Below are 26,555 nucleotides of genomic sequence, written 5' to 3'. Positions count from 1 at the left end.
TACTGCTCCATGGGAGCGGGCGTCCGGTCTCGATTGCCAAGGCAGTCAGCAAGTTCGATCTGCTTTTCTCGACGTGCTCGACGACGAGAAGGTCTCGGGCGCATCAGCCAGGTCGACGGCCGTTGCCGGGCTGAGTGGATCGCTCGTGGCCGCGGTGGTTCTCTGTGTAGCCGGCGGGGCCGCGGCCACCGCGCTCGCCGATCGTCACAATCCAACGAACACCCCAGCGCTCATGGCTGGCGTGTCCGCCGACGACCGATCCGCAGCAGCGCCACGACCTGTAGCCCCCGGATCGGTGGACGAAGAACAAGGCACCACTCTGGCAAGGGCATCGTCACGCGATGAGCTGTCCGCGGCCGTGCGGGAGCTAGCCTCGTGCTTTCACGCTGATTCCGTGTCGTGAATGAAGAATGGTGCCCTGACCTGGGATGATTGAGATTGCGAAGTCATCAATCGGACCAGATCGAGGAGCACCATTCAGGTGAGTAAGTCTACGTCGCCCTATCCCGTGCTGTCTGCAGATGGCACCGGAACCGGGGTAGTGTCGCAAGCCGGCGCCACGGTGTTGCTGCGGACAGCCGAGAAAACGGGCCTGACCACCGATTTATCGGACGCGTTGACACCGTGGCGTAAACCCCTGGCGACCCACGATCCAGGCAAGATCATCACGGATCTGGCCGTGGCAGTCGCGATCGGCGGTGATTGTCTGGCCGACATCAACCAACTGCGCGCCGACCCCGCCGTATTCGGTCAGGTCGCCTCTGACCCCACGGTGTCACGACTGATCTCGGCGTTGGCCGCCGACGCCCCAGCGGCATTGACGGCCATCAACTCCGCCCGCGCTGCTGCCCGGGCAGAGTGCTGGTCAGCAGCCGCCACGTCCGCCCCCGATCACGACGCCGATACTGGCGATCCCCTGATCGTCGATCTCGACGCAACCTTGGTGACCGCGCACTCGGAGAAACAGGATGCGGCACCAACCTACAAGCGCGGGTTCGGTTTCCACCCGCTGTGTGCGTTTGTCGATCACGGTAGCCAGGGCACTGGCGAACCCCTGGCCATCCAATTGCGGCCCGGCAACGCCGGCGCCAACACCGCCGCCGACCACATCACGGTCACCGCCGCCGCACTCGAGCAGCTACCGACGGTGCAGGGGTATCGGGTCGGCAAGTCGGTGCTGGTACGCACCGACTCGGCCGGCGGCACCCACGAGTTCCTCGGCTATCTCACCCGCCGGCGCCTGGCCTATTCAGTGGGATTCGGGCTGACCGAGACCATCGCGGCCGCAACCGACCGGATCAGTCCCGAGGCGTGGACCCCGGCCTACGATGCCGACGGCGTGCAACGCGACGGGGCGTGGGTGGCCGAGTTGACCGGGTTGATCGACCTATCGGGCTGGCCGCAGGGGATGCGTGTGATCGTCCGGAAGGAGAGGCCGCACCCGGGTGCACAATTGCGGTTCACCGACCGTGATGGGTTGCGGCTGACCGCGTTCGCCACCAACACCGTCCGTGGCCAACTCGCTGATCTGGAGCTGTGTCACCGGCGGCGGGCTCGATGTGAGGACCGGGTCCGTACCGCCAAAGACTGTGGCCTGACGAATCTCCCGCTGCACGGCTTCGATCAGAACCGGATCTGGTGCGCGATCGTGATGCTCGCCTGCGAGTTGATCGCCTGGACGCAGATGCTCGCGTTCACCGATCACCCTGCTCGCCGGTGGGAACCCAAGCGACTGCGCCACCGCGTGTTCTCGATCGCGGCCAAGATCAGCCGCCACGCCCGGCGAACCCGCATGAAGCTGGCCACCCACGCTCCGCACGTCGATCTGCTACTCGACGGGCTAGCAAGGCTTGCAGCACTTCCAGCGCCGGCCTGACCACCAGGCCGACCAACCTTCGATCCAGAAAGGACATTCACACCTCGGGGCCGTGAAACCCGACGCACACCGACGCCTCGGACAACACCACACGGCCCACGCCCGAAATCCGGTCCTCAGACCATCCAACCGGGCCACTCAACAAGGGACCGCCACCTCACGAAACATCGAGGTTAGATGCCGGATTGCCTGGCCCGTACATAAACTTCTGGAACGACTTAGATGCGGGATTGTCTTCCCCGTACATGAAGTTTCGGAACGCCTCGGAGCGCAGCGTCGTGTCAAACGCCTCGTTGGTGCGAACCCATTCCCTCAGGCGCTCCATAGTCTCTTCGGGCAGAACGATCCTCGAACCAGAATCGGAGACAGAAATGCGTGCATTCTTGACCTCGTCGATCACATCGTTGTCCACATCGGCGTCGAGATAGGTGTTGAGGTCTTCGAGGAAGGTGTCCGAGTTCACGTGGTGGTATCGCTGGCCGGTTTCGTCAGCGAACTCACGCAGAAGGTCAGGTAGAGGCCCGAAGTCCTTGTCGTCAACGATCTGACGCCAGTCTGCCTTCATGTCGTCGCTCACAAACAGCACGTCCTGCTCGACAGCTCGGGCCAGGTCCATCATCTCCATCCAGATGAGTGGGTCACCGATCCCGCCGTCCCGCTTGGACTCATCGACTCCGGTCCCGGGGGGCATGGCAGCGGCGAGCCGAGCACGTGCCTGGTCCTCCCATGCCCGGAGGTCGGTCGATGTCCGCCGACGACCGATCTGACCGGCATCGGTGAACAGCTTCTCGATACGATCCCGGATTGGGTCATCTGTCTGAATTTGTTTGGGGTGGAGGATATTCGACTCACGCTCTGCCCGTATCGCTCCGTCGATGGTAGTCGCGGCTTCCTTGAATGCCGTGTCCGCCGCGTCGAGTAGTCGTTTCTGTACTCCGGTGTCCTTGACTTCCCTGATAGCCGCGCGAAGTTCCTGCAGGAGCTGACTATTGACGCCTTTGCCCTTGACTCCCGAGATGATGTTCGTCGCTCTGGTGTATTGCTTGGCGTGATCGGCTGCGACGGACAGTCGTTGACGGTGGTATTCGAAGCCGGCGCGGTAGGGAAGGAAGAGGCGCGGACGGATATCGTCCCGTTCGAGCTGGACGAGGATCTTCTCGCGGGACTCCTTCGATATCCGGTACAGGCCCAGCAGGACGTTGGCATCCAACGCGATTCTGGCCTTAGTGACGAAATCGCGGCGCTCATCGTCGCCATCGGAGTACCACTCACCGAACACATCACGCATCGCGTCCTCCTGCCTTCGCTGCGCCATTCCCGCTTTGCGGCGGGGCCGCTGGTCAAATCTAAAGCTCGGGTCCGTGGTCGCGGGAGCGTTCTGTGCTACGCGACGATGGCCGCGGGGAGGTCCCCGGTGCCGGTGTGCGCGGTGCCGCCTGTGCAGCACGGGTGTCGGCGAGCAGTTCTCCAATCGAACGTGGCCTGTCCGAAGTCCAGACACCGTCGTCGGGGTTCCACTGGCCGTTCTCTGTCGCGCCCGTCAGGATCGGTTCGATGAGGCTGTTGGCGGCCGTGAGCGCGGCGTCGGCCTGGTGCAGGTGCGCCGGCAAGCCGCTGTGCGCGGCGCGCTCTGGGTAGTCGCGCTCCCAGGTCGGGTTGGGCAGCACCAACGGCGCAGGGATCGTCAGGTCGCGGCGCTGTTCTTGGTGGCAGATCGCAGCATGCAGCTGCTCGGCGTCGAACGACTGGGTGCGGGCGAGGATGACGAGGTCGACCAGATCGTGGGCGCGGGTCGAGGGGCTGTCGCCGTGGGGGCCGTGCAGCTCGTAGAGGGCAGCGACTTTGTCGGCGACTGCCTCGGCGGCGGCCTGCATCCGGATCACGGGCATGGGGTCGAGTTCGTCGAGCGCGAGCACCGGGCGCGGGCTGATCGTCTCGGGCGGTAGCAGCATCTCCCGGTGGGTCGCGAGGTCGAGCGTGGCGTCGGAGAACCGTTGTCCGGCAAGGTTGTAACGGATACGCCCGGCGAACAAGCCCGGGCTACGAGTCGCGGTGATCGTGATGTCGAACTCGCCGAAGTCGCCGGGTCCGGGGTGGGCGGCCTGGCGCAGCGAGTGCTGCATGTGTTCGGCGTCGAGGCGGGTCGCCAGGTCGGCGTCGGCGGTGGGGCGGGCCTGGGTCGGCGCCCGGAATTGCAGGGCGGTGCCGCCGGTGAGGATCCACTGGTCGGCGTCGGGGGAACGGAACAGCCGGGCCAGGAACAACTGGAGGGTCACGGTCTGAGCGAGCTCGTCACGGCTGAATCTGCTCGTCCGAGCCTCGGCGGACAGGCGGGCTTTCAGCCCGGCACGGAAGGCCTCTTCGGACGCATACGCCATCAGCCGACCAGCACCGGTTCGGCCGGCATCTGGGCCTGATCGAGCAACGAGGCGAACAGCTCAGCACCCGAGGCGTAGTTCCAGCGCGGCGCGGCCCGATCACATGCCGCGATCAGCTCGTCGGCGTCGACCAGCGATTCGGTCAGGCAGGTGTGCAGCGCGGTCCCGATGTGCCCGCCGTCGCCGTGGGTGAGCAGCAGGTCGACCACGGTGCGCGCGGGTGTGGTCACCGGCAGTCCGTCGACGAGGTCCCAGTCGCGGCCGCGGTCACCGATCGGCCGGCGCCAGGTGCGCACCGACGGGTCGCGGACGTTGATGCGATGCGGGCTGCTCAGCTCGAGCCCGGATGCGGTGATCGTGCCCAGCCGAAGGACCTGGGCGGCGGCGGCGTGGCTCACCACGCTGTCGGGGCGTGTGCGGCGTTCCTCGATGTCGGCGGCGGGGTGGAGCGCCAACCATTGTGCCGCCCAGTCGCCGAGGGTTGTCCAGGCCGTGGACTCGGGGATCTCGTAGACGCCGTGGTGGACCCGGACGATGGCCTCACGGGCAGCGAGGCGGGCCAGGACGTAGGGCGCGACGCCGAGGTTGCGGGCTTGGGCGGTGGTGAACAGGCCGAACTGGCGATCCGCCAGCCCGCGGATCGCGCCCCACCGGCCAGCGTCGATCATGCAGCAATAATAGCAACGGGAGTGATCGGTGAGGCTTTCCGAGCTGTCCGAGCGCGGCCCGTCCGTGCAGACTGGCCCGCGTGCCCCGGCACAGTGGTCACGGTGTGCCGGGGCGGTCGACGTCGTCATCCGCTGGTGGGGTGCAGGACTTCGCGTAGGCGGGTGCCGATCCATAGCGGGACTGGTGGGGTGACGGCGTTGCCGTAGCCGTCGATCTGGTCGCGGCCTTTGCCCCACACGGTGAAGGTGCCTTTGTGGTCGCCGAAGTCGGGGTCGAATCCGCAGCCGCGGCCGACCTCGTGCGGGGTCATCATGCGGAAGAAGCACTCATCGAGCGGGATGTCGGCGAGGGCGTCGCGCCAGTGGGAGGCCAGCAGGGCGGTGGTGTCGCGGCTGGTCAGGGTGCCCAGTGGGTCGGTGAGCGGGTGCGCGGCGGTTTCGGTGCCGGTGCTGCCGTTCTGTTTGAACCAGCCTGCGAGCAGGGCGGGGTCGCCGGTCGCGGTGAGCAGGCCGGGGGTCTGTTCGGCGGTGATCGTCGGCATGGCCTGGGCATGGCTGGTCGGGGTGGTGTGCTTGCGGAAGGGCACCACACCCGAGGACACGATGCTCAGGGTCTCCGAACCGCCCTGGGTGGGCAGCGCCTCGTCGAGGCCGCGTGGTGCGCCCTGGAAGTTGTTGATGGCCATCGCGACCGGGGGAGTGAGCAGGCCGGTAGTGTTGGTGGCGGGCTGGGTCCACAGCGGCTGACCCAGGGTCCGGGTCCGGCACTGCGATCCGGGGCGCTCGAAGGTGTTTCCGGCGGCGACCATGATGGCGCCGGTACTGAGCAGCGCGGTCTTTTGCTGCGAGGTCTGGGTGGCCATCGGTTGCAGCGGATGGCGTTCCACGCCGCGTTGGGCCTTGGCCGGCATCAGCACAGCGGGGAACTCGGCGAACTTCTGGCGGCACCGCTCGGCACGGGCCATGGTCGCCGGGGCCAGCGGCTTGGTCCGCTCGCCGATGCGGGTGCCCAGGTGGGTGAGGTCCAAGGCCGTCAACGACGGTGTGGCGGTGGGAGAGACCTCACCGAAGCAACGCGGGCAACGGTAGTTGTACTGCTTGCCGTAGCGCACCGATCCGCTGGCGGGCACGCCGGTCTTCCACGCCCACATCGCCTCGACAGCCTCATCGCAGGGGCCACACCACGCCTGGGGGCGGTGATCGAGGTCGGGAGCGGGCAGCGTGCGGTCCCAGAACACGATGTAGAGCCGGTCCCGGCTCTGGGGGACGCCGAAGAACATCGAGTTGAGGTAGAGCACCTTGTGCTCGTAGCCGAGCTTGGTGATCTCGCGCAGCCACCACCGATACGTCGACCCGTCGCCGACCTTGCGTCGCCCGGGCACCGCTGGTCCCCAAGACTGCAACTCGGTGGTGCATTCGACCAGGATCAGCAGCGGGTGGTGCTGATCGGCGTAGTGCAGCACGCAGTTGGCCGTTGCGCGGTCCCGCTCGGATCGGGTGGCGCGTTCCTCGAACTCGGGGTCGTCGAGGTCGAACAACGTCAGACCCTGTTCGTAGGCACGTTGGGTGTTGGCCTGGGAATGGTTGGTGCAGGTCACCCCCGCGACCAGCAGATCGGCCGCCGGGAGTTCGCGCACCGAGTGGTAGGTGTCGGAGTCGGTGTTGATCAGATCAGCGATCCAGTGCTCGACGTGCGGGTGGTTGGCCTCGTGCACCTCGACCTTGTAGCGGTTGTGGTTGGCCCCGACGATGGTGTCGAATCCTGCGGCCTCGATGCCCTGGGTGAATCCGCCAAATCCTGAGAACAAGTCCAGCGCGGTCGGGTTGTCGTGACGGAATCGTCTGCGACGCAGCGCCGGTCGATGTTCCGCTGTCTTCGAGATGATGTGCCCCATGATCGTCGCTTCCTCGCCCATTCCATCCGTGGTGGTTGCCTATAGACTACCATCAGCGGTAGCCTATAGGCAACCATTACGGCACGGCGTAAGAAGGAGCAGCACATGGCAACGACCACCGAAAACACCTGCGCGGCAACACCGATGAGCGTTCATGCGCGAGCGATCGCCGCAAGCATCGAGCAGTGGCGCCGAGCCTGCGACCTCGCAGGCAGTGTCGACGCTGAACATGACGCGGCTGCCGCCCTTGTCGGGCTGGTCGAGCAAGCGATGCCCGAGCTGGCGCGCACCGAGGTTGTCGAGCGGTCGTATCTGGTCCGCCGGGTGCAGCGCTACGTCGGCCCGCTGCCTGAGCAGTGGGCGGCGATGGACGATTCCGGCCGCGACCAGTACTACTGTGACCACTGGCTGGCTGTCGAGGAGTTCGACGAGCACATCGACGACGACCAGCTGACCCTGACGATCGTGAAACCCGCGCAGTGAGCAGCTGTCCCGCGCCGACCGGGCGCACCGCCGTCGTAGTGCCGCCCGCGGCGACCTCGCCGGTAGGCTCAGCCACGCCGAGTGCGCCCGCCGACCTGGCGGGCGATAGGGGAGGAGGAGCCGTCATGGCCGTCGACATCGACGAACCTGCGTTGCTACGCGCTCTCGGAGAAGCGATCACGACCCGCCGCGAGGAACTGGGCCTCAGTCAGCGGGCCCTGGGTCTCGAGGCCGGCGTCGAGCGCAACATGCTGCGCGGCGTGGAAGACGGATCGCGGCGAGCAACCATCATCACCCTGGCGCGCATCGCCAAAGCTCTGAAAATGCCGGCCTCGCAGCTACTTCATAAGATCGGGCACTGACCTTCCCTGCATGGGGTGACACGCGGCCTCGGACCCAGGACGGAGGGGAGAGGGACTGCACAGTAGGGGGCCTCACCGCCCTCCCCTCCGATCCTGTGAGAACGGTCTTCGGCTGGGTGTGGCAACTCAGAAGAACGCGTCGCCACATTAGCAAACCGGATCTTTGCTGTAGTCGACAACTGGGCAAGCATGTTCGCGGCGCGCGAGCCAGCTGCGGTCAGACGCAGTCACAAGTAGCCAAAGCTGCTGGCGTGCAACGAACAACATCACCATCGGCGCGCTCTAAGAGCCACCAATGTGATCCGGTTCGCTGTTGCAAATGTACATCAGCCGGGGCGTTCGGCCCCGTGATTCCCGTTCACTATCGTCACTGGTGACGAAAGATAGTGCTATACACCGCAATTCGCCGAAAATGTACCTTACGACGTCGTAGCTGGTGATCCGCTGTGCTGCCGCTCCGCCATCAGAGGTAGCGCGGGGGATCGACTCTTGGGTCGTCGTCGACGGTATCGATCCTCGAGTCGGCAAGGGTGTCGGTGATTGCGGCGGCACTGGCACCGATGGTGGCGAATTGCGGGTCGGCGACGCACCATGCACGATCGGCCAGCCATGTCACCTAGGGCAGGCTCGAATCTTGGCGGCAACGCCAATTGCTGCGGCCGTGTGGTGTATCGATCCTCGATTGTCGCCGAGTTTCGCCAGCTGGCGCGCCATGCCTAGATGAGCGGTGACGTGCCGTCGGCGGTTCGTCGTGCAGAGGCCATGTGCTTCGGCGAAGAAAGTGTGCGCTGAGTGGGGTGTTGGCGCCCGCCGGACCTCTCGCATGGCCTTTCGGTACCGCCGCTGCTCATCATCGACGTGCTCGAAACCTGTGACCACCCGAAACGCTCCCTTGTCGGCGAGGTTCACTATGACCCCTGTCCACATCGACTCTAAATACTATCTCCGTTAGTAGGGAGCGTTCTAGGGGTTGCGGTGCCGAGTTTCTTGGGGCATGCAGGCGTGTGTTCCGGTCATACTTGGGTGCAGTGCCGTGTGGCGAGGGAAGAAGGATTGATGGAGAACGGTCCCAGCGAGTTGAACACCGTCGGCGCCTGGCGCGAGATGGGTTGGCGCTGATGAGCATGGCGGTGGTGCTGGTGGCTGCAGCGGCTCTGCTGGGTTGGTGGTGGCCGCGGTGGATGGTGCGTATCCAGCCACGCATCGATGCTCGGTGGGTGTTGGTGGCGTGGCCGGCCGCCCAGGCGATGTTCACGGCGTTGTGGGTCGCTGCGGTGTCGGTGCTGGTGGTGCCGAACCACTTCGGCGTGCATAAGTTGTCGGCGGTGGCCTCCTGCCTGCGTGTGTTGTCTCATGGCGCGCCGGCCCAGGTGGAGACCGTGGCTGGGGCCGCGGTGCTGGCCAGCACGGTGGCGGCGGCCGTTTGGGTGGTGTCCTTGGTGGCACGTGCTGCGGTCGCAATGGGCCGGGCACGCGAGCACTATCTGCAAGCGTTACGTCTGGTTGGCCAACGTTGTGATCGGTTTCCTGATGTGTGGTGGCTCAGCGATCAGCGGCCGATGGCCTTCTGTTTGCCGGGCCGCAACGCGGGGATCGCTGCGACGACGGGTTTGCAGGACGTTCTGACCGGCGCTGAACTGAATGCTGTGATGGCTCACGAACGCGCACACCGACGCCAGCGGCATCACGCGATCGTGTTGCTCGCTGGGGTTCTGGGCCGAGCGTTGCCGTTCATTCCGCTGTTCGCTCGCGGTGCTGATGAGGTGGCGACACTTGTCGAGCAGGCCGCTGATGCACGGGCGGCCGAACAGGTCGGCACCCGGACAGTGTGCTCGGCGTTGGGAACGCTGGCCCGATCGGCCGGGTCGTCGGATTTTCCGGCGGGGGCGTTGTCGATCAGTGATTCTGCGAGTGTGACGCCGCGTTTGCACCGGCTCTATGACGGTCGGCGATGTGTGTCACGTGGTCACCACGCAATGGCCGCTGCCACGGTTGCAGGGGTTGTTGTCCTACCTACCGTCGTCACCGCCACCGGCGCCGTGTCGGCGCTGGTGGCGGTAGCTTGCCTGCTGTGATGGTGAAAGCGAGCGTGTCATTTGCTCGAGGCCGTCGGGCGGGTGCGGCTGGGCCACTACAGGCCGGCGAGTAGTCGCTGCATCTCGGCGATCTCCGATTCCTGGTCGGAGATGATCTTTCGCGCCAGTGCGATGGCTTCGGGGTTCTTCCCGTCCTGGATCTCGGTCTTGGCCATGGCGACGGCGCCGCGGTGGTGCTCGATCATCTGTGTGAGGTAGAGGCGAGCCGCCGCGGTTCCCTGGGCCTCGCGCAGCTGTTGGAACTGTTGTTCGGTCATCATTCCGGGCATGTCGTGACCGCCCATTGACGGCGACATCGATTCCCCGGCACTCATCTGACTCATGTCGTGGCCCTGCGAGCTCGAGCTCATCGAAGCTCCCCACGTGGTCACCCAGGACTTCATCTGGTCGATCTCGGGCTGCTGGGCGGCTTTGATCTGCTGGGCCAGTCGGACGACCTCGGGATTGATGTCGTTCTTGTCGAGCAGGATGTTGCTCATCGTGATCGCTTGTGAGTGATGGGAAATCATCTCCTGGGCGAAGGTCATGTCGGCCGCGTTGTGCTCGCCCATGTCGGCCACAGAGGATGGTGCCGCTATCGAGGTGGTGGTGACCATTCCCGTCATCGAGGAGTGGTCTTGTCCCTCGGAGTCGGAACAGCCCGCCAACACCAGCAGGCCCGCCGCTGATGCCCCGATGATGATGCGCGCGCGCTTTGTCGACATCTGTCCTCCTTGTTTCAGACGCCCCGCAAGGTGGCGCTTCGATAACAATTCTACTAGCCACGATAGTAGTTCGGTGCGGTTCGGGCCCTTGCCTTTCCCCTACTGACCTGCGGGAAGCATGTCTCGCGACGAAAATCACGGCTGCAGTCGTGGGAACTTGTGTGACTGGTGGGGCTGGTGGTGTGCGTGGTGTGATGCTGGGCGTCGCTCTCTCGGCGTGGACTTTCGGCATCGATTCGATCCGCCCGAGTGGTGGTCGACGTCGACGTCAGAAGGGTTCGACGGTATGCACATGGTGGTGGCTTCGTTCGCGGGCGCAGTGAACGGGCGGTGGATGCTCATGGTGGTCGCGGTGGCGACGGCAGTGGGTGTGGCGTGGGCGCCGGGGCTGCCCGCGGCGGCCGCACCCGATGACCATGTCGCCCGGGAGCTGGTGGTTCTCGTGCAGGACACGGTCAAGGCGGCGCTGGGCGGTGCGGCGGCAGCGAGCTTGGGTGAGCCGATCAAGCATGCGTCGTCGTGTTTACGTGATCATGCGCAGTCCGGGAGCAGCGACAGCGGCAGTGTGGCCGCGTTGGAGTGTTTCGGCGCGTTTGGTTCGACTGTCGATCCGCTCAGTGGCTTTCGCATCATCGATGCGTTGCCGCTGGCTCGTCTGGTGGCAACGTTGGTGGCGGCGTTGGTGCCGCACGATCCCAGCGTCCCGCATGGGCCGCAACCACAACCGGGGGCTCCGGGTGCTGCGGTGCCGGGGAGCGGGGGTGCGGTGGCGCCTACTGCCGGCTCGATCACCTCGACGTTCGGGGATGGGCGCGGCCATCAGGGCATCGACATCGGCAACGATCTGGGTGCTCCGATTGTCGCGGTGGCCGATGGGGAGATCATCACCGCCGGCCCAGCGCAAGGCTTCGGCTTGTGGATGCGGATCCGCCACGATGACGGCACGATCACCACCTACGGCCACAACGATGAGAATCTGCTCGAGCAGGGCACCCGGGTCCGGATGGGACAGATCGTGGCCACGGTGGGCAACCGCGGTGTGTCGACCGGCCCGCACCTGCATTTCGAGGTTCTCGATCCCGCCGGGGTGAATGTCGATCCCGCACAGTGGCTGGCCGAGCGTGGGGTGGTGCTGGCCGTTGATGCCGAGGCCGAACGCCCGGCCCCGGGCGGGCCGGTGGTGCCGCAGTGGGTGCGACAGCCACGGACGTGAGCGGATGCGTCCGCGCCGAGGGTCGGGCGTGATCGGTTGTGCGGGTGGGGATCAGGAACGGACGAGTCGGGCGATGGCGGCGGAGGCTTCGGCGATCTTGTCCTCGGCGGTGGCGCCGCCGGCCTGGGCGGCGTCGAGGACGCAGTGTTTGAGGTGGTCGTCGAGCAGGCCGAGCGCGACACCTTCGAGCGCCTTGGTCAGCGCCGATATCTGGGTGAGGATGTCGATGCAGTATTGCTCTTCATCGACCATGCGGTGGATTCCGCGGGCTTGGCCCTCGATGCGTTTGAGTCGCGCGAGGTAGCGGCTTTTGTCACTGATGTAGCCGTGCGCGGTATGTGCGCACTCGTTCTCCGGTGCGGACGATGTCGTCATCGGACAATCATCTCCTTTTCAAGGGTCTGTTTCCTTACCCAGTGCTGGCTGTGGGGCGGGTGTCGTGCAGCGCGTGGGTGGTGCTGGTCTGCGGGCGTAGGTCCAGGCGGCGCAGGAGCTGGGCGTTGAGAGCCACGACCACCGTGGACGCCGACATCAGGATGGCACCGACCGACATGGGCAGCACGAATCCGATCGGGGCGAGGATCCCGGCAGCCAGTGGCACCGAGATCAGGTTGTATCCCGCTGCCCACCACAGGTTTTGCTTCATCTTGCGGTAGCTGGCCTTGGACAGTTCGATCACCGAGAGCACCGAACGCGGGTCATCGCTGGCGAGGATGACTCCGGCCGAGGCGATCGCGACGTCGGTGCCCGCGCCGATGGCGATGCCGACGTCGGCTTGAGCGAGTGCGGGGGCATCGTTGACGCCGTCGCCGACCATGGCGACTTTGCGGCCCTCGCGCTGCAACTCGGCGACCTTGTCGGCTTTGTCCTCAGGGCGCACCCCGGCAAAGACCCGGTCGATACCGAGCTCTGCGGCGACGCTGTGCGCGACCGCTTCGGCATCACCGGTGATCATCACTACCGCCACGCCCACTTGGTGCAGGGCGTCGACGGCTTGGCGGGACTCCGCACGTACTTCGTCGGCGAGTTTGATCGCGCCGACGACCTCGTCGTCACGCACGACGTGCAAGATGATGGCCCCGTCGGCGCGCCACTGCTCGGCGATGGCGAGTTCGTGCCGGCGGTGCTCCTCGAGCATGCGCGGCCCGCCGACCCGCACGACCGTCCCTTCGACATGGGCGCTGACCCCGACCGCGGGTGAGGAGGTGAACTCGGTGGCCGAGGGGATCTGCAGGGCCCGGTCTCGGGCGGCGGCGACAATCGCCCGGGCCAGGGGGTGTTCGCTGTCCGCTTCGGCGGCGGCAGCGGCGGCCAGCACGTCCTCGGCGTCGCTACCAGGGGCGGGCTCGACGGCGATCACAGTCGGTTCCCCCTTGGTGAGGGTTCCGGTCTTGTCGAACAGCACTGCGTCCACGGTGCGCATAGCTTCCAGGGCGAGGCGGTCTTTGATCAGCACTCCCCCGCGGGCAGCGCGTTCGGTGGCGATGGCGACCACCAGCGGTATGGCCAGCCCGAGTGCGTGCGGGCAGGCGATGACCAGCACGGTGATCGTGCGGATGACCGCGTCATCGGGTTGACCGATCACCGTCCACACGATCGCGGTGATGACCGCAGCGGTCAGTGCGAACCAAAACAGCAGCGCGGCCGCGGAATCGGCGAGGCGTTGCGCACGTGACGACGAATTCTGGGCGTCGGTGACCAGCCGCTGGATACCGGCCAACGCAGTGTTCTCACCGGTCGCGGTGACTTGCACGCGTAGACCGGAATCGGTGGCCACCGTTCCGGCGACGACCGGATCACCTACGCCACGGCGGACGGTGCGCGATTCACCGGTCACCATCGATTCGTCGACCTCGGCGGTTCCGTCGATGACGCGGCCGTCGGCGGGAACGCTGGCACCAGGGCGCACGATCACCACATCCCCGACCTGCAACTGCGCCGGGGCCACAATGCTGATCTGTTCACCGTCGACGCGTTCGGCCTCATCGGGCAGCAGTGCCGCCAACGAGTCCAGCGCCGAGGTCGTCTGGGCCAGCGACCGCATCTCGATCCAGTGCCCGAGCAGCATGATGACGATCAGCAGGGCCAGTTCCCACCAGAAGTCCAGTTCATGGTGCACAACCTCGAGACTGGCTCCCCACGAGGCGACGAAGGCCACCGTGATCGCCAGAGCGATCAGCAACATCATGCCCGGTGTGCGCGAGCGTAATTCACTTACGGCCCCCGACAGGAACGGACGCCCGCCCCAGGCGAACATCACCGTGCCCAGTACCGGGGAAATCCATTGGACCACTCCGGTATCGGGCAGCTGATAGCCGATGAGCATGGCAAACATCGGTGAGAACGCGACGACCGGCACTGCGAGGACGAGCATGATCCAGAACAACTGCCGGAACTGGCCCACATGGTCACCATGCCCGCCGTGCCCGTGACCGCCGTGACCGGCATGACCACTGTGACTGTCGTGACCGGCGTGGTCGTCGGAACCGTGATGGCGTTGTCCGGCAGAGGAATCGGGGTGGTGATGTCCGGTGTGATCGAGCACCGCCTCGTGGTGCTCAACCTGGCCGTGGTGGTGCTGATCGGCGGCCGTGTGACCGGCGTGTTCAGCAGAGGTGTGCTCGTTCATGACGCCACCTTATACCCCTGGGGGGTATGTGTCGAGGGTGTGTGGGAGGTGCGGTTGTCGTCACCGGGTGTGGTGCGTGAGGTGAAGGCACGAAGCCGCAGGCTGTTGCTGACGACGAACACGCTGGAGAAGGCCATCGCGGCGCCGGCGAGCATGGGGTTGAGCAACCCGAGTGCGGCGAGGGGGATGGCGGCGACGTTGTAGGCGAAGGCCCAGAACAGGTTGGTCTTGATCGTCGCCAGCGTCTTGCGGGCCAGGGCGATCGCGTCCGCGGCGGCGTTGAGGTCGCCACGGACCAGGGTGATGTCGGCGGCTTGCATGGCCACGTCGGTGCCGGTGCCCATGGCCAGGCCGAGGTCGGCCGAGGCCAGCGCTGCGGCGTCGTTGACCCCGTCGCCGACCATGGCAACGACTTTGCCGTCGTTCTGCAGTGCGGTGACGGCCTGGACTTTGTCGGCGGGTAGGACTTCGGCGATCACGGTGGAGATGCCGACCTCGCGTGCGACGTGTTCGGCGGCCTTCTGGTTGTCACCGGTGAGTAGGACCGGAGTCAACCCCATGGCCTGCAGTCGGGCGACGGCTGCGGCGCTGGTGGGTTTGATGGCGTCGGCGACGACCAGCACCGCACGGATCTGTCCGTCCCAGGCCACCATCACTGCGGTTTGTCCTGCGGCTTGCGCGGATTCGCGGGCAGTTGTCAGATCGGGATCGTCCAGCGACAGTCCCCAGTCGGCGAGCAGGCTGTCGCGTCCGACGAGGACTGCATGGCCCTCGACGGTGCCCTGCACTCCCATACCTTCGATGTTGGTGAATTCCTCGACCTCGGCCAGGGCGCCGAGCTCGGTGCGTGCCGCGTCGGCGATGGCGGTGGCGATGGGATGCTCGGAGGCGTCTTCGAGCGCACCGGCGAGGGCGAGTACTTCGCGGTCGGACGTGTTGGCATCGGTGTGCACGTGCAGCAACGTCATCTGACCGGTCGTGACGGTGCCGGTCTTGTCCAGGACCACGGTGTCGATCGTGCGGGTGGTCTCCAAGACTTCCGGTCCCTTGATGAGGATGCCGAGCTGGGCTCCCCGTCCGGTACCGACCAGCAGGGCGGTCGGAGTGGCCAATCCCAGCGCGCAGGGGCAGGCGATGATCAGCACGGCCACCGCAGCAGTGAACGCTGCCTCGATGGGATAACCCGCCCCGATCCAGGCGCCCAGGACCGCGACAGCGATGGCGATGACCACGGGCACGAAGATGCTCGAGATGCGGTCGGCCAGCCGCTGGGCATGGGCCTTGCCGGACTGGGCGTGTTCGACCATGGTGGCCATCTGGGCTAGCTGGGTATCGGCACCGATGCGGGTGGCGCGTATGCGCAGCCGCCCGCCGGCGTTGACCGTTGCCCCGGTGACGGTATCGCCCGGACCGACTTCGACCGGCAGCGATTCGCCGGTGAGCATGCTGGCGTCGATCGCCGAGGTGCCCGACACGATCTCACCGTCGGTGGCGATCTTTTCTCCCGGCCGCACGATGAACTCCTCGCCGACCGACAACTCGTTGATCGGGATCCGTTGTTCGTGGCCGTCTTTGATGACGGCGACCTCTTTGGCGCCGAGTTCCAGCAGCGCCCGCAGCGCTGCACCGGCCTGCCGTTTGGAGCGTTTCTCGAAGTAGCGGCCCGCGAGTACGAACATGGTGACCCCGGCGGCCACCTCAAGGTAGATGTTGCCCGCTCCGTCGGAGGGCGCCACGGTAAAACTGAAGCCATGGGTCATCCCGGGTGTGCCGGCGGTACCGAAGAACAGGGCGTACAACGACCACAGCAACGCCGCACCGGTACCCACTGAGATCAGGGTGTCCATGGTGGCGGTGCCGTGACGCAGGTTCACCCAGGCCGCGCGGTGAAACGGCCACGCCGCCCACACGATGACCGGGGCGGCCAGGGTCAACGAGGCCCACTGCCAATAGGTGAACTGCAGCGCCGGGATCATCGCCATCGCGATGACCGGTACCGACAGCACCACCGCGCCGATCAGACGAGTGCGTAATGCCTGCAGCTCGGGGTCGCTGGCGGCCTCATCGGTCGCCGCTGCGCTCGCATCGTGATCGGTCTGCGCCGACGGCGGAAGCGTGGCCTGGTAGCCGGCGTTCTCGATCTCGGTGATCAGCAGCTGCGGATCCAGATCACCCGAGGTGGTGATACGCGCCTTCTCGGTGGCGTAATTGACTGTGGCACTGACACCGTCGAGCTTGTTGAGTTTGCGCTCGATACGCATCGCGCACGACGCGCACGTCATTCCGCTGACGGCGAGTTCGATGTCTGACCCGGCCGAGCGGGACGGGGAGGTGGTGGTCATGAGGACTCCAAGACGTGGGTTGAGCCGGCGGGATGGATGACGGGCGGTCAGTGCCCGGCGTGCTCAGGCGGGACCGACGCAGACGACGCCGGAGACGACGAGGATGTCGCGCTTGCTCGAACACGCTCTGCAGCGGTGTCGACGACGAATGTCGCGGTGTGTACCTGTCCGTCGACCTGGAAGTCGAGATAGAGCAGGTAGCGGCCCGGTGTCGGTGCGTTCGTCGCGAACCTCACCTGCGGCCCGGACAACTGCCCTGGCGTGGGTGTCGAGCCTTCGGGATGCACGTGCAGGTAGGCCAGGTCGCCATCGCGCAACGCCACCAGATGCCCGAAGGCACCCAGATACGGCTGCAAGGTGGTGACCGGCTGACCGTTGCGACTCACGGTCGCAGTCAGCTCTGAGTCGGTGCCGGCGTGCAGCTCACCGGTCAGCTCGACCTGGAACCCGGCCACCTCCGACCGCCGCGACTCACCGGCTGGTGGGCGGGGTTGATAGTCGCCACCCACCTCGAGAGTGCGTGTCAGCGTCAGGGTTTCACCGGTCGCTGCCGGAACGAAATCGGCATACACCCGGTAGGTGCCGGCCGTCTGCCACTGCCATGGAATCGACCACCGCCCAGCAGCATCCACCGTGGGGTGCACGTGGCGGAATGCGGTGCCGTCAGACCGGACCACGATCAGGTGCAGTTGTTTGTCGTGTTCCACCGTGTAGTCGGTGACCGCCGAACCGGCGGGGTCGGTGATCGAAAACGTCAACACGCCCGCCTGGCCGGTCTGCGCGGGCGCTGCGAGTCCGGAGAGCAGATAACCCCCCGACCCGACGGTGACCCCGCGCACACCCGGCGTCGCGGCGGCAGACGAGGCCGGTGCGCTCTGGTGTCCGGCGTGCGCCGGTGAGTCCGACCCAGTAGCGCCTGACCGGTCCGGGGCCACCGCGGCTGCCACGGTGTAGGCGGCCACGAAGACCACCGCCAGCGCACCAGCGAAAAGGCCCAGCTTAGAAGGGACGTTCATTGTCATGTTCCTGTCTGTCAGGAGATCGCCCAGCGACGCTGCGCTGCCGAGGAGAGCCGGGCCACCACCGGGGCGGCCCGGCCCGCGACCTCACTCAGCGAGTTGATAACCGGCTTCTTGCACCGCGCTGCGGATAGCGTCACGCTCCAGCGGAGCGGAGCTGTCGATGGTGACCTGGCCGCTGGCCACGTCCACGGCGACATTGGTTACACCGTCGAGGGTGCTGATCTCTTCGCGTACCGACGAGGCGCAATGTCCGCAGGTCATCCCGGTGACAGTGACGGTAGACGTACTCATAGCGATGCTGCCCTTCCCTTCTGGCGATACCCCGGACGGCCGTATCCCGACCCCACCCGCGGCAGTGACAACTGAGCCACTCCCACCTTGGTACCATACCCCCCTAGGGTAATCAACGTCCGACGCTGGTCCGACACTGATCTCGAAGGCGGACCAGCGTCGCGGCGCACCCGGGGGAGCGGACAGACCGGGGATGAGGAGTGGGCGCCCGAACCGATCCTGCGAAAAATTAGGTAGGGGCCCGCGCGGACGCGGCCCCGCAGCGAACCGAGGCGGTGGCAAGCAAGCCGAGAATCAGCCGCGACTACCAGTTCTTCAGTCCGTGCGCCGTAATTACTATGCGCAGTAGTAGCATGTAGGTGGTGGGTGATATGAAGCCGTCGACGGAGGCGACCGCACCGTCAACTCCGCACGGCGTAGCCGTACCCCGGTTGATGGCTGCACTGCTGGTCGGTGGGCTAATTGTGGCGCTGGTGATCTACGCCTGGATCTCCGGCGCCAGTCGCTACGTCGAAAGCGCAGATCCATATCCTGGGGCGGGCACAGCTGTCGCCGATGTGGTCGGCAACTTCGCTGGCTTTGCGTTGGCTGCGGTGATGCTCGGGGGACTGGTCTCGATGGTGCTCACGGCCGTGCCTGACTCGCAAGGCTTCATCGACGCTGCGGTCTATCCAGTGTTTCGCCGCGTCCGCCGCGCCGCGGGGTGCTCTGTGGTCGTTGCGCTATTCATGGCTTTCACCGCGGCCGCAGACACCACCGGCGTGTCTGTGGGCACGATGGTCTCGAGCGGCAAGGTCGGTTACGCGTTCAGTGTGAGTTTGCCGGCGCTGGCGTGGCTGGTCGTGGCGGCAGCGGGTGTCGTGGTGCTGATCGGTTCGGTGTCACTGCGGTGGTCGATGCAGGTGGCGCTGGTGGTTCCCGCAGCGATTTGTGTGCTCGCGCTGCCCGTGGTCGGCAATGCCGCGCAGGGCCCTGACCACGACTACACGACCGGCGCGGTGATCGTCTTCGCAGTGAGCTTGGCGTTGTCGGTGGGGCTGCGGTGGGCTGATCGGTTCCGGGTTCGTGGTCTGGGGTCGGCGACCATCGACGAGGCGGCCGACCGGCGTGTTGGTGGCATTGTCCTGGGCGCCGATGTGATGGCACTGGCGGGCGCGGTGGCTGTGACGCTGCTGCTGCGGACTCCCGATGTGTGGTCGTCGGCGTTCGGTCGCGCCGCGGGGTTGTTGGTGGCTGTACTGACCGTGTTAATGATTGCCGACCTCGTGCGTTTGCGCCGGGGTGTGGTGACGCCGGCAACTGCTTCTGCCTTCGCCACGGGGACCGCACTGGTGGCCGTGGCGTGCTGGGCGGTGATGGACACCAGGGTCGCACCCGGGTTGATTGCCCACCCTTTTACGGGCTGGGATGTGTACCTGGGGTATTCCCTTCCTGGCCCGCCCGATGTCGGATCGCTGGTCTCGCTGTGGCGTGTTGATCTCGTGGTGGGTGTGGCGGCGGTGGTGGGTGTCGTGGGCTATGTCGTTGCCGCCCGGCGGGAGCGGGCAAGTGGACACCGGTGGCCGATCCGGCGAACGGTGTCGTGGGTCGCGGGGTGCGCTGTGGTGGTGGTGTCCACCAGCTCTGGGCTGAAGGCCTACGGCAACGCGTTGTTCAGTGTGCACATGGCCGAACACACGGGTTTGACCATGATCGCACCCATCCTGTTGGTGGGTGGTGCGCCGATCACCTTGCTGTTGAGGGTGCTGCCGACGATCGGAACCACCGGTGGCGCGGCGTGCCGGCGGGCGCTGCTGATCGTGCTCGGCTCGCGGGGCCTGCAGCTGCTGCTCAATCCGATTGCCGCGTTCGCGTTGTTTGTGGGCTCGTCGTATCTGGTGTACTTCACTCCGGTGTTCGACGTCCTCGTGCGCTACCACTGGGGGCACGTCGTGATGAGCGTGCTGTTCCTGGCCATCGGCTACCTGTTCTTCTGGGTGACTGTGGGGATTGATCCTGGACCCAGACAGTTACCGTTTCTGGCGCGGCTTGGTCTGCTGTTCGCCGTCATGCCTTTTCATGCCTTCTTTGGTATCGCGCTGATGACCTCCACCACGGTGATCGGTGAGTCTTTCTACAGCCAGTTGCAGCTACCGTGGAATCCCGATCTGGCTCGCACGCAATGGGTGGGTGGTGTGGTGGCTGCGGTGATCAGCGAGATTCCGATGGTGCTGGTGTGCTTGGTGCTGTTGGCGCAGTGGGTGCGTGCCGAACGTCGACCCGATCGGTCCGAGTCCACGGCCATTGATGCCGGCACCTCCCACACCGTCGCTGCGATGGTCTCGCAGTTGGCCCAGCCCCAGCCTCTGTCACCTTCAGCGGTCTATACGCGCGAAGTTCTGCAAACGCAGGCTGTTGGAGACGACGAAAAACGATGACAAAGCCATTGCGGCCCCGGCGATCAGAGGATTGAGCAATCCAGCGGCAGCCAGCGGCAGCGCGGCGAGGTTGTAGCCGAACGCCCATGCCAGATTGGTGCGCATCGTGCGTCGCGTGGCCGAGGCGAGTTGCAGCGCCAGAGCGACGGTGGTGAGGTCATCGCGCACTAACACGATGTCGGCGGCGCCGATAGCAACATCGGTACCGCGTCCGATCGCAATGCCCAGATCAGCCGATGCGAGTGCGGGCCCGTCGTTGATGCCGTCGCCGACCATCGCCACACCGGCGCCACTACTGCGCACGTTGTCGATGATGGCCACTTTCTCGGCCGGGAGCACCCCGGCGATCACGTCGTCGATGCCGACCTGCTCCGCGGTGCGCTGCGCTGCGCCGGCGTTATCGCCGGTGACCAGGAACGTGCGAATTCCCATGCGGTGCAACTCATCGACCGCCTGGCGGGCAGAGGGTTTGATGCCATCACGAATGTCGATCAGGCCCCGGACTGCATCATCGGCTGCGACATAGACCGCGGTGCCCCCAGAGCGCTCGATGTCAGTGCGCCGCGCGTCGATCGCGGCGGGCACCGCGGCGCTACGGGCGATCCATGCCGGGGAACCCACCTGCACCTTCACTCCGTCGATTACCCCTCGCACGCCGCTACCGACGTCGGTGACCACCTCGTCGACCGGTGCGGCAAGCGACTGCGGACCGGCCGCGGCAGCGATAGCGGTGGCGATGGGGTGGCTGGTGTGCTGCTCGAGTGTCGCCGCCCAGCCCAGGATCAGCTCGGCACTGTCGTCGTCGACGGTGTATACGCCGGTGACGTGTGGCTGCCCGTTGGTGAGGGTGCCGGTCTTGTCGAAGACCACCACATCGATCGTCCCGGACAGTTCCAATGCGGCGTGTCCTTTGAGGAAGATGCCCAGTTGGGCGCCTCGCCCGGTAGCGATCACCAGCGCCATGGGCATGGCCAGGCCCAGCGCGCATGGGCAGGCGATGACCAGCACGGCCACCGCGGCCCTCACCGCGTGCTCCCATGACGCCCCGGTGAGCGACCAGCCCACGACAGTGGCTGCGGCTAGGGCGATGACACACGGAACGAAGATCGCGGCGATACGGTCGGCGACGCGTTGAGCGCGAGCCTTGGCTGTCTGCGCGCTGTCGACCAGCGCGATCATCTCGGCCAGGCGGGTGTCGTCACCGACTGCGGTGACTTCGACGCGTAGTCGCCCGTCGAGGCACGTCGTGCCCCCGACGGCGGTGGAGCCTTGCTCGGCTGACACCTGAACCGGCGTCGTCTCACCGGTCATGGCGCTGAGGTCCACACTGGCGGCGCCCTCGATCACCTGCCCATCTGATGGAATGGTCTCTCCCGGCAGCACGATGAGTCGTTGCCCCACTTTGAGTTCCGCGAGGGGTATGAGCATGGTCGTGTCCCCTGCGCACTCGACTCGGGCGTCGGTGGCACGCAGAGCGGCCAGCGCCGTCAGTGCTTGAACAGCTTGTGCCCGGGCACGCGCCTCGTAGTAGCGTCCTGCCAGCACGAAGACGGTGACACCGGCTGCAACTTCGAGATAGATGGAGTCGCTGGAAAAGATTGCCGACCACACCCCCTGGCCTGCGGTCGAGGTCGCTTCGGCCGAGAACATCGAGTACACCGACAGTGCGGTCGCGGCCAGCACTCCCAGCGAGACGAGGGTGTCCATCGTGGCCACGCCGGTCCGCAACGTGCGCACCGCGGTGCGGTAGAAGGGCCACGCGCAGTAGGTCACCACCGGCGCGGCAAGCGCCACCAACACTGCTTGCCAGCCGGGAAAGCGAAGGTCGGGGACGACAGCAAGCACCACGGAGAGGTTGGCCAGGGGCACGAACAGGGCTAGCGCGACGATCAGCCGGGTGAACAGTGCCTTCGCAGTCGCTGAATCTTCGTTGACGGCAGGGGCCTGCTCGGACAGTTCCGCAGCCGCATACCCTGCTGTGTGCACGGCGTCGATAGCATCGGCGACGTGTGCGTGGGTATCGAGTTCCACGGTGGCTCGCCGTGTGGCGTAGTTGACCGAGGCGCGCACGCCGTCGAGCTTGTTGAGTTTGCGTTCCACCCGAGCTGCGCACGCACCGCAGGTCATCCCGCCCACATCGAGTTGGATGCGGCGTGTTGGGTGCGTGTGGTCAACGAGGTCGGTCACGGGTGGGCGCTTTCAGTAGGCGGTGAGGGTCCGGCACCGCAAGATGCGAGGGCCCCCGTGGGGCAGTGGCAGCAGGGCTGAGGCAACCAGGCTTCGGCTACTAAGCAGGGTAGTTTGTTCTAGACTGGCAGCAAATACGAGGCGATCAGGCAGGCGACGGTGACTCAGTTGGGTTCGTTGGAACGCGCGGTGATGGATGTGCTGTGGGGCGCTTCGGCGGCGATGAGTGTGCACGACATCGTCGATGCGCTGGCCGACCGCGACTTGGCGTACACGACGGTGTTGACCGTGGTCACCAATCTGCACAAGAAGGGCTTCGCGGGTCGCGAGAAGATCAGCCGCGCCTATCGGTACTTCCCGTTGCAGTCGCGGGAGGAGGCGACGTCGCAGACACTGCGGCAGGTGCTCGATGCCAGCGGCGATTCGACGGCGGTGCTGATGCACTTCGCCCGGATGGTTACTCCCGAGGAGCGCGCGGTCCTCAGCGAGCACCTGTCCCGGACGCGGACGGATCGTCCGAGGAAGCGCTGAGAGTGTGAGCGTCGCATTGGCCCACCTGGTGGGCGCGGCCGTGCTGGGCGTGTTGGGTCCCTACGTTCTCGACCGATTGCCCCAGCGATGGTCACCGCGGGTACTGATCACCGCCTGGGTCAGCAGTATCGCCACGGCGGTGGGATTGTTGATTCTGTCGGCGCTGTCGGCGTTGTGGCCGGATCCGCCGCCGGCCGAACGCTTCGTTGACACCTTGGCTCGGTGCGCGGGAGCTGTCCTGCACGCGGTGCGCGACGATTTCAGCCAGGTGTATGGCATTGCCGTGGCCGTGGTGGTGATCGCCGCGGTCGCTCGCACCGCGATGTCGTGCGCTCGTCACACCCGCGATGTGCATCGCGTGCACCGTCTTCATCGCGATGTCGTTGCTGTGGTGGGCAGTACCGAACCCGACACCCCCGACGTGCTCTGGATCGATCATCCCCACCCCATGGCGTACTGCGTCGGCGGGCGCAGTGGTTTCGTTGTGGCAACAAGTGCGCTGCGCACAGACGTGCCCGCCGAGGCGCGGGCCGCAGTACTGGCGCACGAGTTCGCCCATCTGAGGTCGCGGCATGACCGCGTTCTGGCGGTCTGCGATGTGATGGCACGTGCTCTGCCCTTTGTGCCGCTGTTTCGCCGGGCGCCGACGGCAGTCGCGGCCTTGATCGAAGCAGATGCCGACATGTCGGCTGCTCGGGTGACCAGCACGGCTGCCGTGCGCAGCGCACTCGCGCATGTGACCGGCCAGGGTGTAGGCCCCGGGACCCCCATGCCGCACTCGACGCGCTACCGATTGCTAATGCTCGAGAACGGCGCGATCGAGCCGACGAAGTCGACCTACGCTGCGGCGAGCGTGTTGCCCCTCCTGGGTGCTGCGTTGTGTACGGCTGCGGCACTTCCGGTGTTGTCGGTTCTCGTGCATGGGCTTACCGCATAAGTCCCGGTCACGCCCTGTTCGCTCCTCAGTGGCTGCGGCTCGACGCCCGTGGGTGTCGCGCCTGGCTGCGCCACCGGTAGCGGAGGCTGTTCACCGGGTGCTCGTCTCAGCGTGTCGATCGCAGCTGCCTGCGCGGGCGGCACACCCAGTCAGTCGCGCTATCGCGACACCCTGCGTGTTCGGTACCAAATACATGGTGTGCGGTGCTGAGCAGCGCCAACCGATGCTCGACCGGGACCGCTAACCCTTGCTCCACCAGCCGATTCGCTCTCGGTCAGGCCCGGTGATCTTGGGAAAGGCCCGGTGGCTCGTGGTCTCGCCTGACGCGGCGTAGCGACGGGTCTCTCCGCGGCCGCGGGGGTCGGTGGTGAGGTGCTTCGGCTACGGCCGCGCCGCACGGCCTCGTGCTGGTTGCATTGCGCGGGTCGCGACCGCGGCCGCACCGCGGGCCGCACACGTTGCCGCGGTCGCCGCGATCAGCCACAGCAGCAGGGGAGTGCCCTGAGCGAGGACAGAACCTGCGAGCAGGGTCAGCGCAAAGGTCATCACCGCGGTGTAGCCGACTGCGAGGATGGCGAACCACCGCGGAACGGTCAGCGGGCGGCGCGTTCGCGGGACGGCCTGGTCGAGGGCAGGGTAGGGGTAGTTGCTCACGGTCGGCTCTCCGGGTCGGGATCTGTAGATGCTTCGTGGTCTCCGGTGGTCAGCGGCGCACGGCGGACTTCTTCGGCCGCCTCGCTGGGTTCACCGTGCCGTGTGCCGACGTGGGCTTCGGCGCGCAGCCGCTCCACCATATGCGGGTAGTGCAGTTCGAACGCCGGACGCTCCGACCGGATGCGGGGCAGTTCGGTGAAGTTGTGGCGCGGCGGCGGGCAGCTGGTGGCCCACTCCAGGGAGTTGCCGAAGCCCCATGGATCGTCGACGGTGACGACCTCGCCGTAGCGGTAGCTGCGGAAAACGTTCCACAGGAACGGCAGTGTCGAGACGCCGAGGACGAACGCGCCGGCGGTGGAGATGATGTTGAGCGTGGTGAAGCCGTCTGAGGGCAGGTAGTCGGCGTATCGGCGGGGCATGCCTTCGGCTCCGAGCCAGTGCTGCACCAAGAAGGTGAGGTGAAAGCCAATGAACGTCAGCCAGAAATGGATTTTGCCCAAGCGTTCGTCGAGCAGTCGTCCGGTCATCTTCGGGAACCAGAAGTAGATGCCGGCGTAGGTGGCGAACACGATCGTGCCGAACAGCACGTAGTGGAAGTGGGCGACCACGAAGTAGCTGTCGGAGAGTTGGAAGTCGATCGGCGGGCTGGCCAGGAGCACACCGGTGAGTCCGCCGAACAGGAAGGTGACCATGAAGCCGACCGAGAACAGCATCGGGGTTTCAAAGGTCATGTGGCCCCGCCACATTGTGCCGATCCAGTTGAAGAACTTCACGCCCGTGGGTACCGCGATCAGGAAGGTCATGAAGGAGAAGAACGGCAACAGCACGGCGCCAGTGACGTACATGTGGTGTGCCCACACCGCGACCGACAGGGCGGCGATGGCGAGGGTGGCGTAGACCAGTCCTGAGTACCCGAACAACGGTTTACGGCTGAAGACCGGGAAGATTTCGGAGACGATGCCGAAGAACGGCAGCGCGATGATGTACACCTCGGGGTGACCGAAGAACCAGAACATGTGCTGCCAGAGAATGGCGCCGCCGTTGGCCGGATCGAACAGATGCGCGCCGAACTGGCGGTCGACTTCGGCGCCGAGTAATGCCGCGGTGAGCAGCGGGAACACCAGCAAGATCAGCACACTGGTGACCAGGATGTTCCACGTGAAGATCGGCATACGGAACATCGTCATTCCCGGTGCGCGCAGACAGATGACCGTGGTGACCATGTTGACCGCGCCCAGGATGGTGCCCAGACCAGACACGGTCAGTCCGAGGAACCACATGTCGGAGCCGACGCCGGGTGAGTGGATGGCGTCGCTGAGCGGGGTGTAGGCGGTCCAGCCGAAGTCCGCGGCGCCACCTGGGGTGATGAAGCCGGCAATCGCGATGGTCGAACCGAAGACGAACAGCCAGAAACCCAGTGCGTTGAGCCGCGGGAAGGCGACGTCGGGAGCGCCGATCTGCAGGGGCAGTACGAAGTTGGCGAAGCCGATCACGATGGGGGTGGCATACATCAGCAGCATGATCGTGCCGTGCATGGTGAACAGCTGGTTGTACTGCTCGGTCGAGAGGAATTGCATGCCCGGCGTCGTGAGTTCTCCGCGCATCAGCAGCGCCATCAGTCCGCCGATGAGGAAGAACCCGAAGCACGCGACGATGTACATCATGCCGATCAGCTTGTGATCGGTCGTGGTCAGCATCGTGTAGATGAATGACCCTTTGGCCTTTCGCCGCTCGGGATAGGGCCGCGTGGCGACCACCTCGGGCGGGCGCGGGGACACCGCGGTCATGAGGCCTCCATCTGACTTGAAAAAATGGCGGCCCTGATCGAAGCAACACGCGCATCGTGCGTGCGACTTCCCGGGCCGTTACT

22 protein-coding genes are annotated in these 26,555 nt (G+C 65.9%); 8 read left to right on the top strand and 14 right to left on the bottom strand.

Annotated features, from left to right (window positions below):
• Nucleotides 1-481 precede the first annotated feature (481 nt).
• The gene (locus tag FFS52_RS08475) at nucleotides 482-1,876 is read left to right on the top strand and encodes an IS1380 family transposase (protein WP_055476915.1); all 1,395 of its coding nucleotides are present in this window, start codon (nucleotides 482-484) and stop codon (nucleotides 1,874-1,876) included.
• A gap of 157 nt (nucleotides 1,877-2,033) precedes the next feature.
• Here FFS52_RS08475 and FFS52_RS08470 read toward each other — a convergent pair whose 3' ends face one another.
• The 4 genes from FFS52_RS08470 to FFS52_RS08455 all read right to left on the bottom strand — a co-directional run bounded on the left by FFS52_RS08470 (nucleotide 2,034) and on the right by FFS52_RS08455 (nucleotide 6,838).
• Nucleotides 2,034-3,164: a PIN-like domain-containing protein gene (locus FFS52_RS08470; protein ID WP_137809386.1), complete on the bottom strand. Its 1,131-nt coding sequence runs from the start codon at nucleotides 3,162-3,164 to the stop codon at nucleotides 2,034-2,036.
• 58 nt (nucleotides 3,165-3,222) lie between these two features.
• Nucleotides 3,223-4,254, bottom strand: coding sequence for a nucleotidyl transferase AbiEii/AbiGii toxin family protein (locus FFS52_RS08465; protein WP_055476913.1), 1,032 nt, complete (start codon nucleotides 4,252-4,254; stop codon nucleotides 3,223-3,225).
• Complete coding sequence (locus tag FFS52_RS08460) at nucleotides 4,254-4,922, bottom strand: type IV toxin-antitoxin system AbiEi family antitoxin domain-containing protein (RefSeq protein ID WP_137809385.1); 669 nt, start codon at nucleotides 4,920-4,922, stop codon at nucleotides 4,254-4,256. Before FFS52_RS08460 ends, FFS52_RS08465 begins: the two co-directional genes overlap by 1 nt.
• A gap of 125 nt (nucleotides 4,923-5,047) precedes the next feature.
• Complete coding sequence (locus FFS52_RS08455) at nucleotides 5,048-6,838, bottom strand: DNA cytosine methyltransferase (RefSeq protein WP_231381006.1); 1,791 nt, start codon at nucleotides 6,836-6,838, stop codon at nucleotides 5,048-5,050.
• Nucleotides 6,839-6,922: 84 nt separating this feature from the next.
• Between FFS52_RS08455 and FFS52_RS08450 the strand changes: the two genes are divergently transcribed.
• Both FFS52_RS08450 and FFS52_RS08445 read left to right on the top strand, forming a co-directional pair.
• Entirely contained in the window at nucleotides 6,923-7,300 is a 378-nt protein-coding gene (locus FFS52_RS08450; RefSeq protein WP_137809384.1) for a hypothetical protein, read from the top strand.
• A 125-nt stretch (nucleotides 7,301-7,425) separates the two neighbouring features.
• Nucleotides 7,426-7,662: a helix-turn-helix transcriptional regulator gene (locus FFS52_RS08445; RefSeq protein ID WP_035755500.1), complete on the top strand. Its 237-nt coding sequence runs from the start codon at nucleotides 7,426-7,428 to the stop codon at nucleotides 7,660-7,662.
• A gap of 463 nt (nucleotides 7,663-8,125) precedes the next feature.
• Here the strand turns inward: FFS52_RS08445 and FFS52_RS23655 are convergent, their stop codons facing one another.
• Nucleotides 8,126-8,278 carry a hypothetical protein gene (locus FFS52_RS23655; protein WP_171011586.1) on the bottom strand — a complete coding sequence of 51 codons (153 nt, stop codon included), beginning with the start codon at nucleotides 8,276-8,278 and terminating at the stop codon, nucleotides 8,126-8,128.
• A gap of 502 nt (nucleotides 8,279-8,780) precedes the next feature.
• Here FFS52_RS23655 and FFS52_RS08440 point away from each other — a divergent pair.
• Nucleotides 8,781-9,737, top strand: a complete 957-nt coding sequence (locus tag FFS52_RS08440) for a M56 family metallopeptidase (protein WP_035755572.1) — start codon at nucleotides 8,781-8,783, stop codon at nucleotides 9,735-9,737.
• A 56-nt stretch (nucleotides 9,738-9,793) separates the two neighbouring features.
• On the opposite strand, the gene FFS52_RS08435 is transcribed toward FFS52_RS08440, so the two are convergent.
• On the bottom strand, nucleotides 9,794-10,462 hold the full coding sequence (locus FFS52_RS08435) for a DUF305 domain-containing protein (RefSeq protein ID WP_035755501.1): 669 nt from the start codon (nucleotides 10,460-10,462) through the stop codon (nucleotides 9,794-9,796).
• Between the two features lie 286 nt (nucleotides 10,463-10,748).
• On the opposite strand from FFS52_RS08435, the gene FFS52_RS08430 reads away from it, so the two are divergent.
• Complete coding sequence (locus tag FFS52_RS08430; protein ID WP_137809383.1) at nucleotides 10,749-11,675, top strand: M23 family metallopeptidase; 927 nt, start codon at nucleotides 10,749-10,751, stop codon at nucleotides 11,673-11,675.
• Nucleotides 11,676-11,726: 51 nt separating this feature from the next.
• Here FFS52_RS08430 and FFS52_RS08425 read toward each other — a convergent pair whose 3' ends face one another.
• From FFS52_RS08425 to FFS52_RS08405, 5 genes are all read right to left on the bottom strand, one after another.
• Nucleotides 11,727-12,050, bottom strand: coding sequence for a metal-sensitive transcriptional regulator (locus FFS52_RS08425; RefSeq protein ID WP_035755503.1), 324 nt, complete (start codon nucleotides 12,048-12,050; stop codon nucleotides 11,727-11,729).
• Between the two features lie 34 nt (nucleotides 12,051-12,084).
• Nucleotides 12,085-14,304 (bottom strand): heavy metal translocating P-type ATPase, encoded by a 2,220-nt coding sequence (locus FFS52_RS08420; RefSeq protein ID WP_035755504.1) that lies wholly within the window; start codon nucleotides 14,302-14,304, stop codon nucleotides 12,085-12,087.
• The gene (locus tag FFS52_RS08415) at nucleotides 14,301-16,646 is read right to left on the bottom strand and encodes a heavy metal translocating P-type ATPase (RefSeq protein ID WP_035755513.1); all 2,346 of its coding nucleotides are present in this window, start codon (nucleotides 16,644-16,646) and stop codon (nucleotides 14,301-14,303) included. Before FFS52_RS08415 ends, FFS52_RS08420 begins: the two co-directional genes overlap by 4 nt.
• Before the next feature lie 47 nt (nucleotides 16,647-16,693).
• Nucleotides 16,694-17,662: a hypothetical protein gene (locus tag FFS52_RS08410; protein ID WP_035755515.1), complete on the bottom strand. Its 969-nt coding sequence runs from the start codon at nucleotides 17,660-17,662 to the stop codon at nucleotides 16,694-16,696.
• A 90-nt stretch (nucleotides 17,663-17,752) separates the two neighbouring features.
• Nucleotides 17,753-17,959 carry a heavy-metal-associated domain-containing protein gene (locus FFS52_RS08405; protein WP_035755517.1) on the bottom strand — a complete coding sequence of 69 codons (207 nt, stop codon included), beginning with the start codon at nucleotides 17,957-17,959 and terminating at the stop codon, nucleotides 17,753-17,755.
• A gap of 371 nt (nucleotides 17,960-18,330) precedes the next feature.
• Between FFS52_RS08405 and FFS52_RS08400 the strand changes: the two genes are divergently transcribed.
• On the top strand, nucleotides 18,331-20,376 hold the full coding sequence (locus FFS52_RS08400; RefSeq protein WP_231381027.1) for a cytochrome c oxidase assembly protein: 2,046 nt from the start codon (nucleotides 18,331-18,333) through the stop codon (nucleotides 20,374-20,376).
• Here FFS52_RS08400 and FFS52_RS08395 read toward each other — a convergent pair.
• The gene (locus FFS52_RS08395) at nucleotides 20,314-22,563 is read right to left on the bottom strand and encodes a heavy metal translocating P-type ATPase (RefSeq protein ID WP_035755525.1); all 2,250 of its coding nucleotides are present in this window, start codon (nucleotides 22,561-22,563) and stop codon (nucleotides 20,314-20,316) included. The genes FFS52_RS08400 and FFS52_RS08395 overlap by 63 nt on opposite strands.
• Before the next feature lie 159 nt (nucleotides 22,564-22,722).
• On the opposite strand from FFS52_RS08395, the gene FFS52_RS08390 reads away from it, so the two are divergent.
• Both FFS52_RS08390 and FFS52_RS08385 read left to right on the top strand, forming a co-directional pair.
• A complete protein-coding gene (locus FFS52_RS08390) occupies nucleotides 22,723-23,094 on the top strand; it encodes a BlaI/MecI/CopY family transcriptional regulator (protein ID WP_005199796.1) in 372 nt (123 codons plus the stop codon).
• Nucleotides 23,095-23,122: 28 nt separating this feature from the next.
• Nucleotides 23,123-24,031 carry a M56 family metallopeptidase gene (locus FFS52_RS08385; RefSeq protein WP_249356257.1) on the top strand — a complete coding sequence of 303 codons (909 nt, stop codon included), beginning with the start codon at nucleotides 23,123-23,125 and terminating at the stop codon, nucleotides 24,029-24,031.
• A 381-nt stretch (nucleotides 24,032-24,412) separates the two neighbouring features.
• Here FFS52_RS08385 and FFS52_RS08380 read toward each other — a convergent pair whose 3' ends face one another.
• Complete coding sequence (locus tag FFS52_RS08380) at nucleotides 24,413-24,685, bottom strand: hypothetical protein (protein WP_011161139.1); 273 nt, start codon at nucleotides 24,683-24,685, stop codon at nucleotides 24,413-24,415.
• Nucleotides 24,682-26,472, bottom strand: coding sequence for a cytochrome c oxidase subunit I (gene ctaD / locus FFS52_RS08375; RefSeq protein ID WP_011161138.1), 1,791 nt, complete (start codon nucleotides 26,470-26,472; stop codon nucleotides 24,682-24,684). The genes FFS52_RS08380 and ctaD overlap by 4 nt, the downstream gene beginning before the upstream one ends.
• Between the last annotated feature and the right edge of the window lie 83 nt (nucleotides 26,473-26,555).

Origin of the sequence: Gordonia sp. ALPHA1B1, assembly GCF_005502615.1 — a bacterium.
Taxonomy (GTDB): domain Bacteria; phylum Actinomycetota; class Actinomycetes; order Mycobacteriales; family Mycobacteriaceae; genus Gordonia; species Gordonia hongkongensis.
This window is presented reverse-complemented; position numbering and strand designations above follow the sequence as displayed.

Excerpts from the sequence above, each read along its gene's own strand:
- FFS52_RS08445 (WP_035755500.1), top strand. The coding sequence starts at position 7,426 with ATGGCCGTCGACATCGACGAACCTGCGTTGCTACGCGCTCTCGGAGAA.
- FFS52_RS08470 (WP_137809386.1), bottom strand. The coding sequence starts at position 3,164 with ATGCGTGATGTGTTCGGTGAGTGGTACTCCGATGGCGACGATGAGCGC.
- ctaD (WP_011161138.1), bottom strand. The coding sequence starts at position 26,472 with ATGACCGCGGTGTCCCCGCGCCCGCCCGAGGTGGTCGCCACGCGGCCC.
- FFS52_RS08400 (WP_231381027.1), top strand. The coding sequence starts at position 18,331 with ATGAAGCCGTCGACGGAGGCGACCGCACCGTCAACTCCGCACGGCGTA.
- FFS52_RS08415 (WP_035755513.1), bottom strand. The coding sequence starts at position 16,646 with ATGACCACCACCTCCCCGTCCCGCTCGGCCGGGTCAGACATCGAACTC.
- FFS52_RS08465 (WP_055476913.1), bottom strand. The coding sequence starts at position 4,254 with ATGGCGTATGCGTCCGAAGAGGCCTTCCGTGCCGGGCTGAAAGCCCGC.
- FFS52_RS08410 (WP_035755515.1), bottom strand. The coding sequence starts at position 17,662 with ATGAACGTCCCTTCTAAGCTGGGCCTTTTCGCTGGTGCGCTGGCGGTG.
- FFS52_RS08460 (WP_137809385.1), bottom strand. The coding sequence starts at position 4,922 with ATGATCGACGCTGGCCGGTGGGGCGCGATCCGCGGGCTGGCGGATCGC.
- FFS52_RS08435 (WP_035755501.1), bottom strand. The coding sequence starts at position 10,462 with ATGTCGACAAAGCGCGCGCGCATCATCATCGGGGCATCAGCGGCGGGC.
- FFS52_RS08430 (WP_137809383.1), top strand. The coding sequence starts at position 10,749 with ATGCACATGGTGGTGGCTTCGTTCGCGGGCGCAGTGAACGGGCGGTGG.
- FFS52_RS08455 (WP_231381006.1), bottom strand. The coding sequence starts at position 6,838 with ATGGGCGAGGAAGCGACGATCATGGGGCACATCATCTCGAAGACAGCG.
- FFS52_RS08450 (WP_137809384.1), top strand. The coding sequence starts at position 6,923 with ATGGCAACGACCACCGAAAACACCTGCGCGGCAACACCGATGAGCGTT.
- FFS52_RS08425 (WP_035755503.1), bottom strand. The coding sequence starts at position 12,050 with ATGACGACATCGTCCGCACCGGAGAACGAGTGCGCACATACCGCGCAC.
- FFS52_RS08405 (WP_035755517.1), bottom strand. The coding sequence starts at position 17,959 with ATGAGTACGTCTACCGTCACTGTCACCGGGATGACCTGCGGACATTGC.
- FFS52_RS08420 (WP_035755504.1), bottom strand. The coding sequence starts at position 14,304 with ATGAACGAGCACACCTCTGCTGAACACGCCGGTCACACGGCCGCCGAT.
- FFS52_RS08440 (WP_035755572.1), top strand. The coding sequence starts at position 8,781 with ATGAGCATGGCGGTGGTGCTGGTGGCTGCAGCGGCTCTGCTGGGTTGG.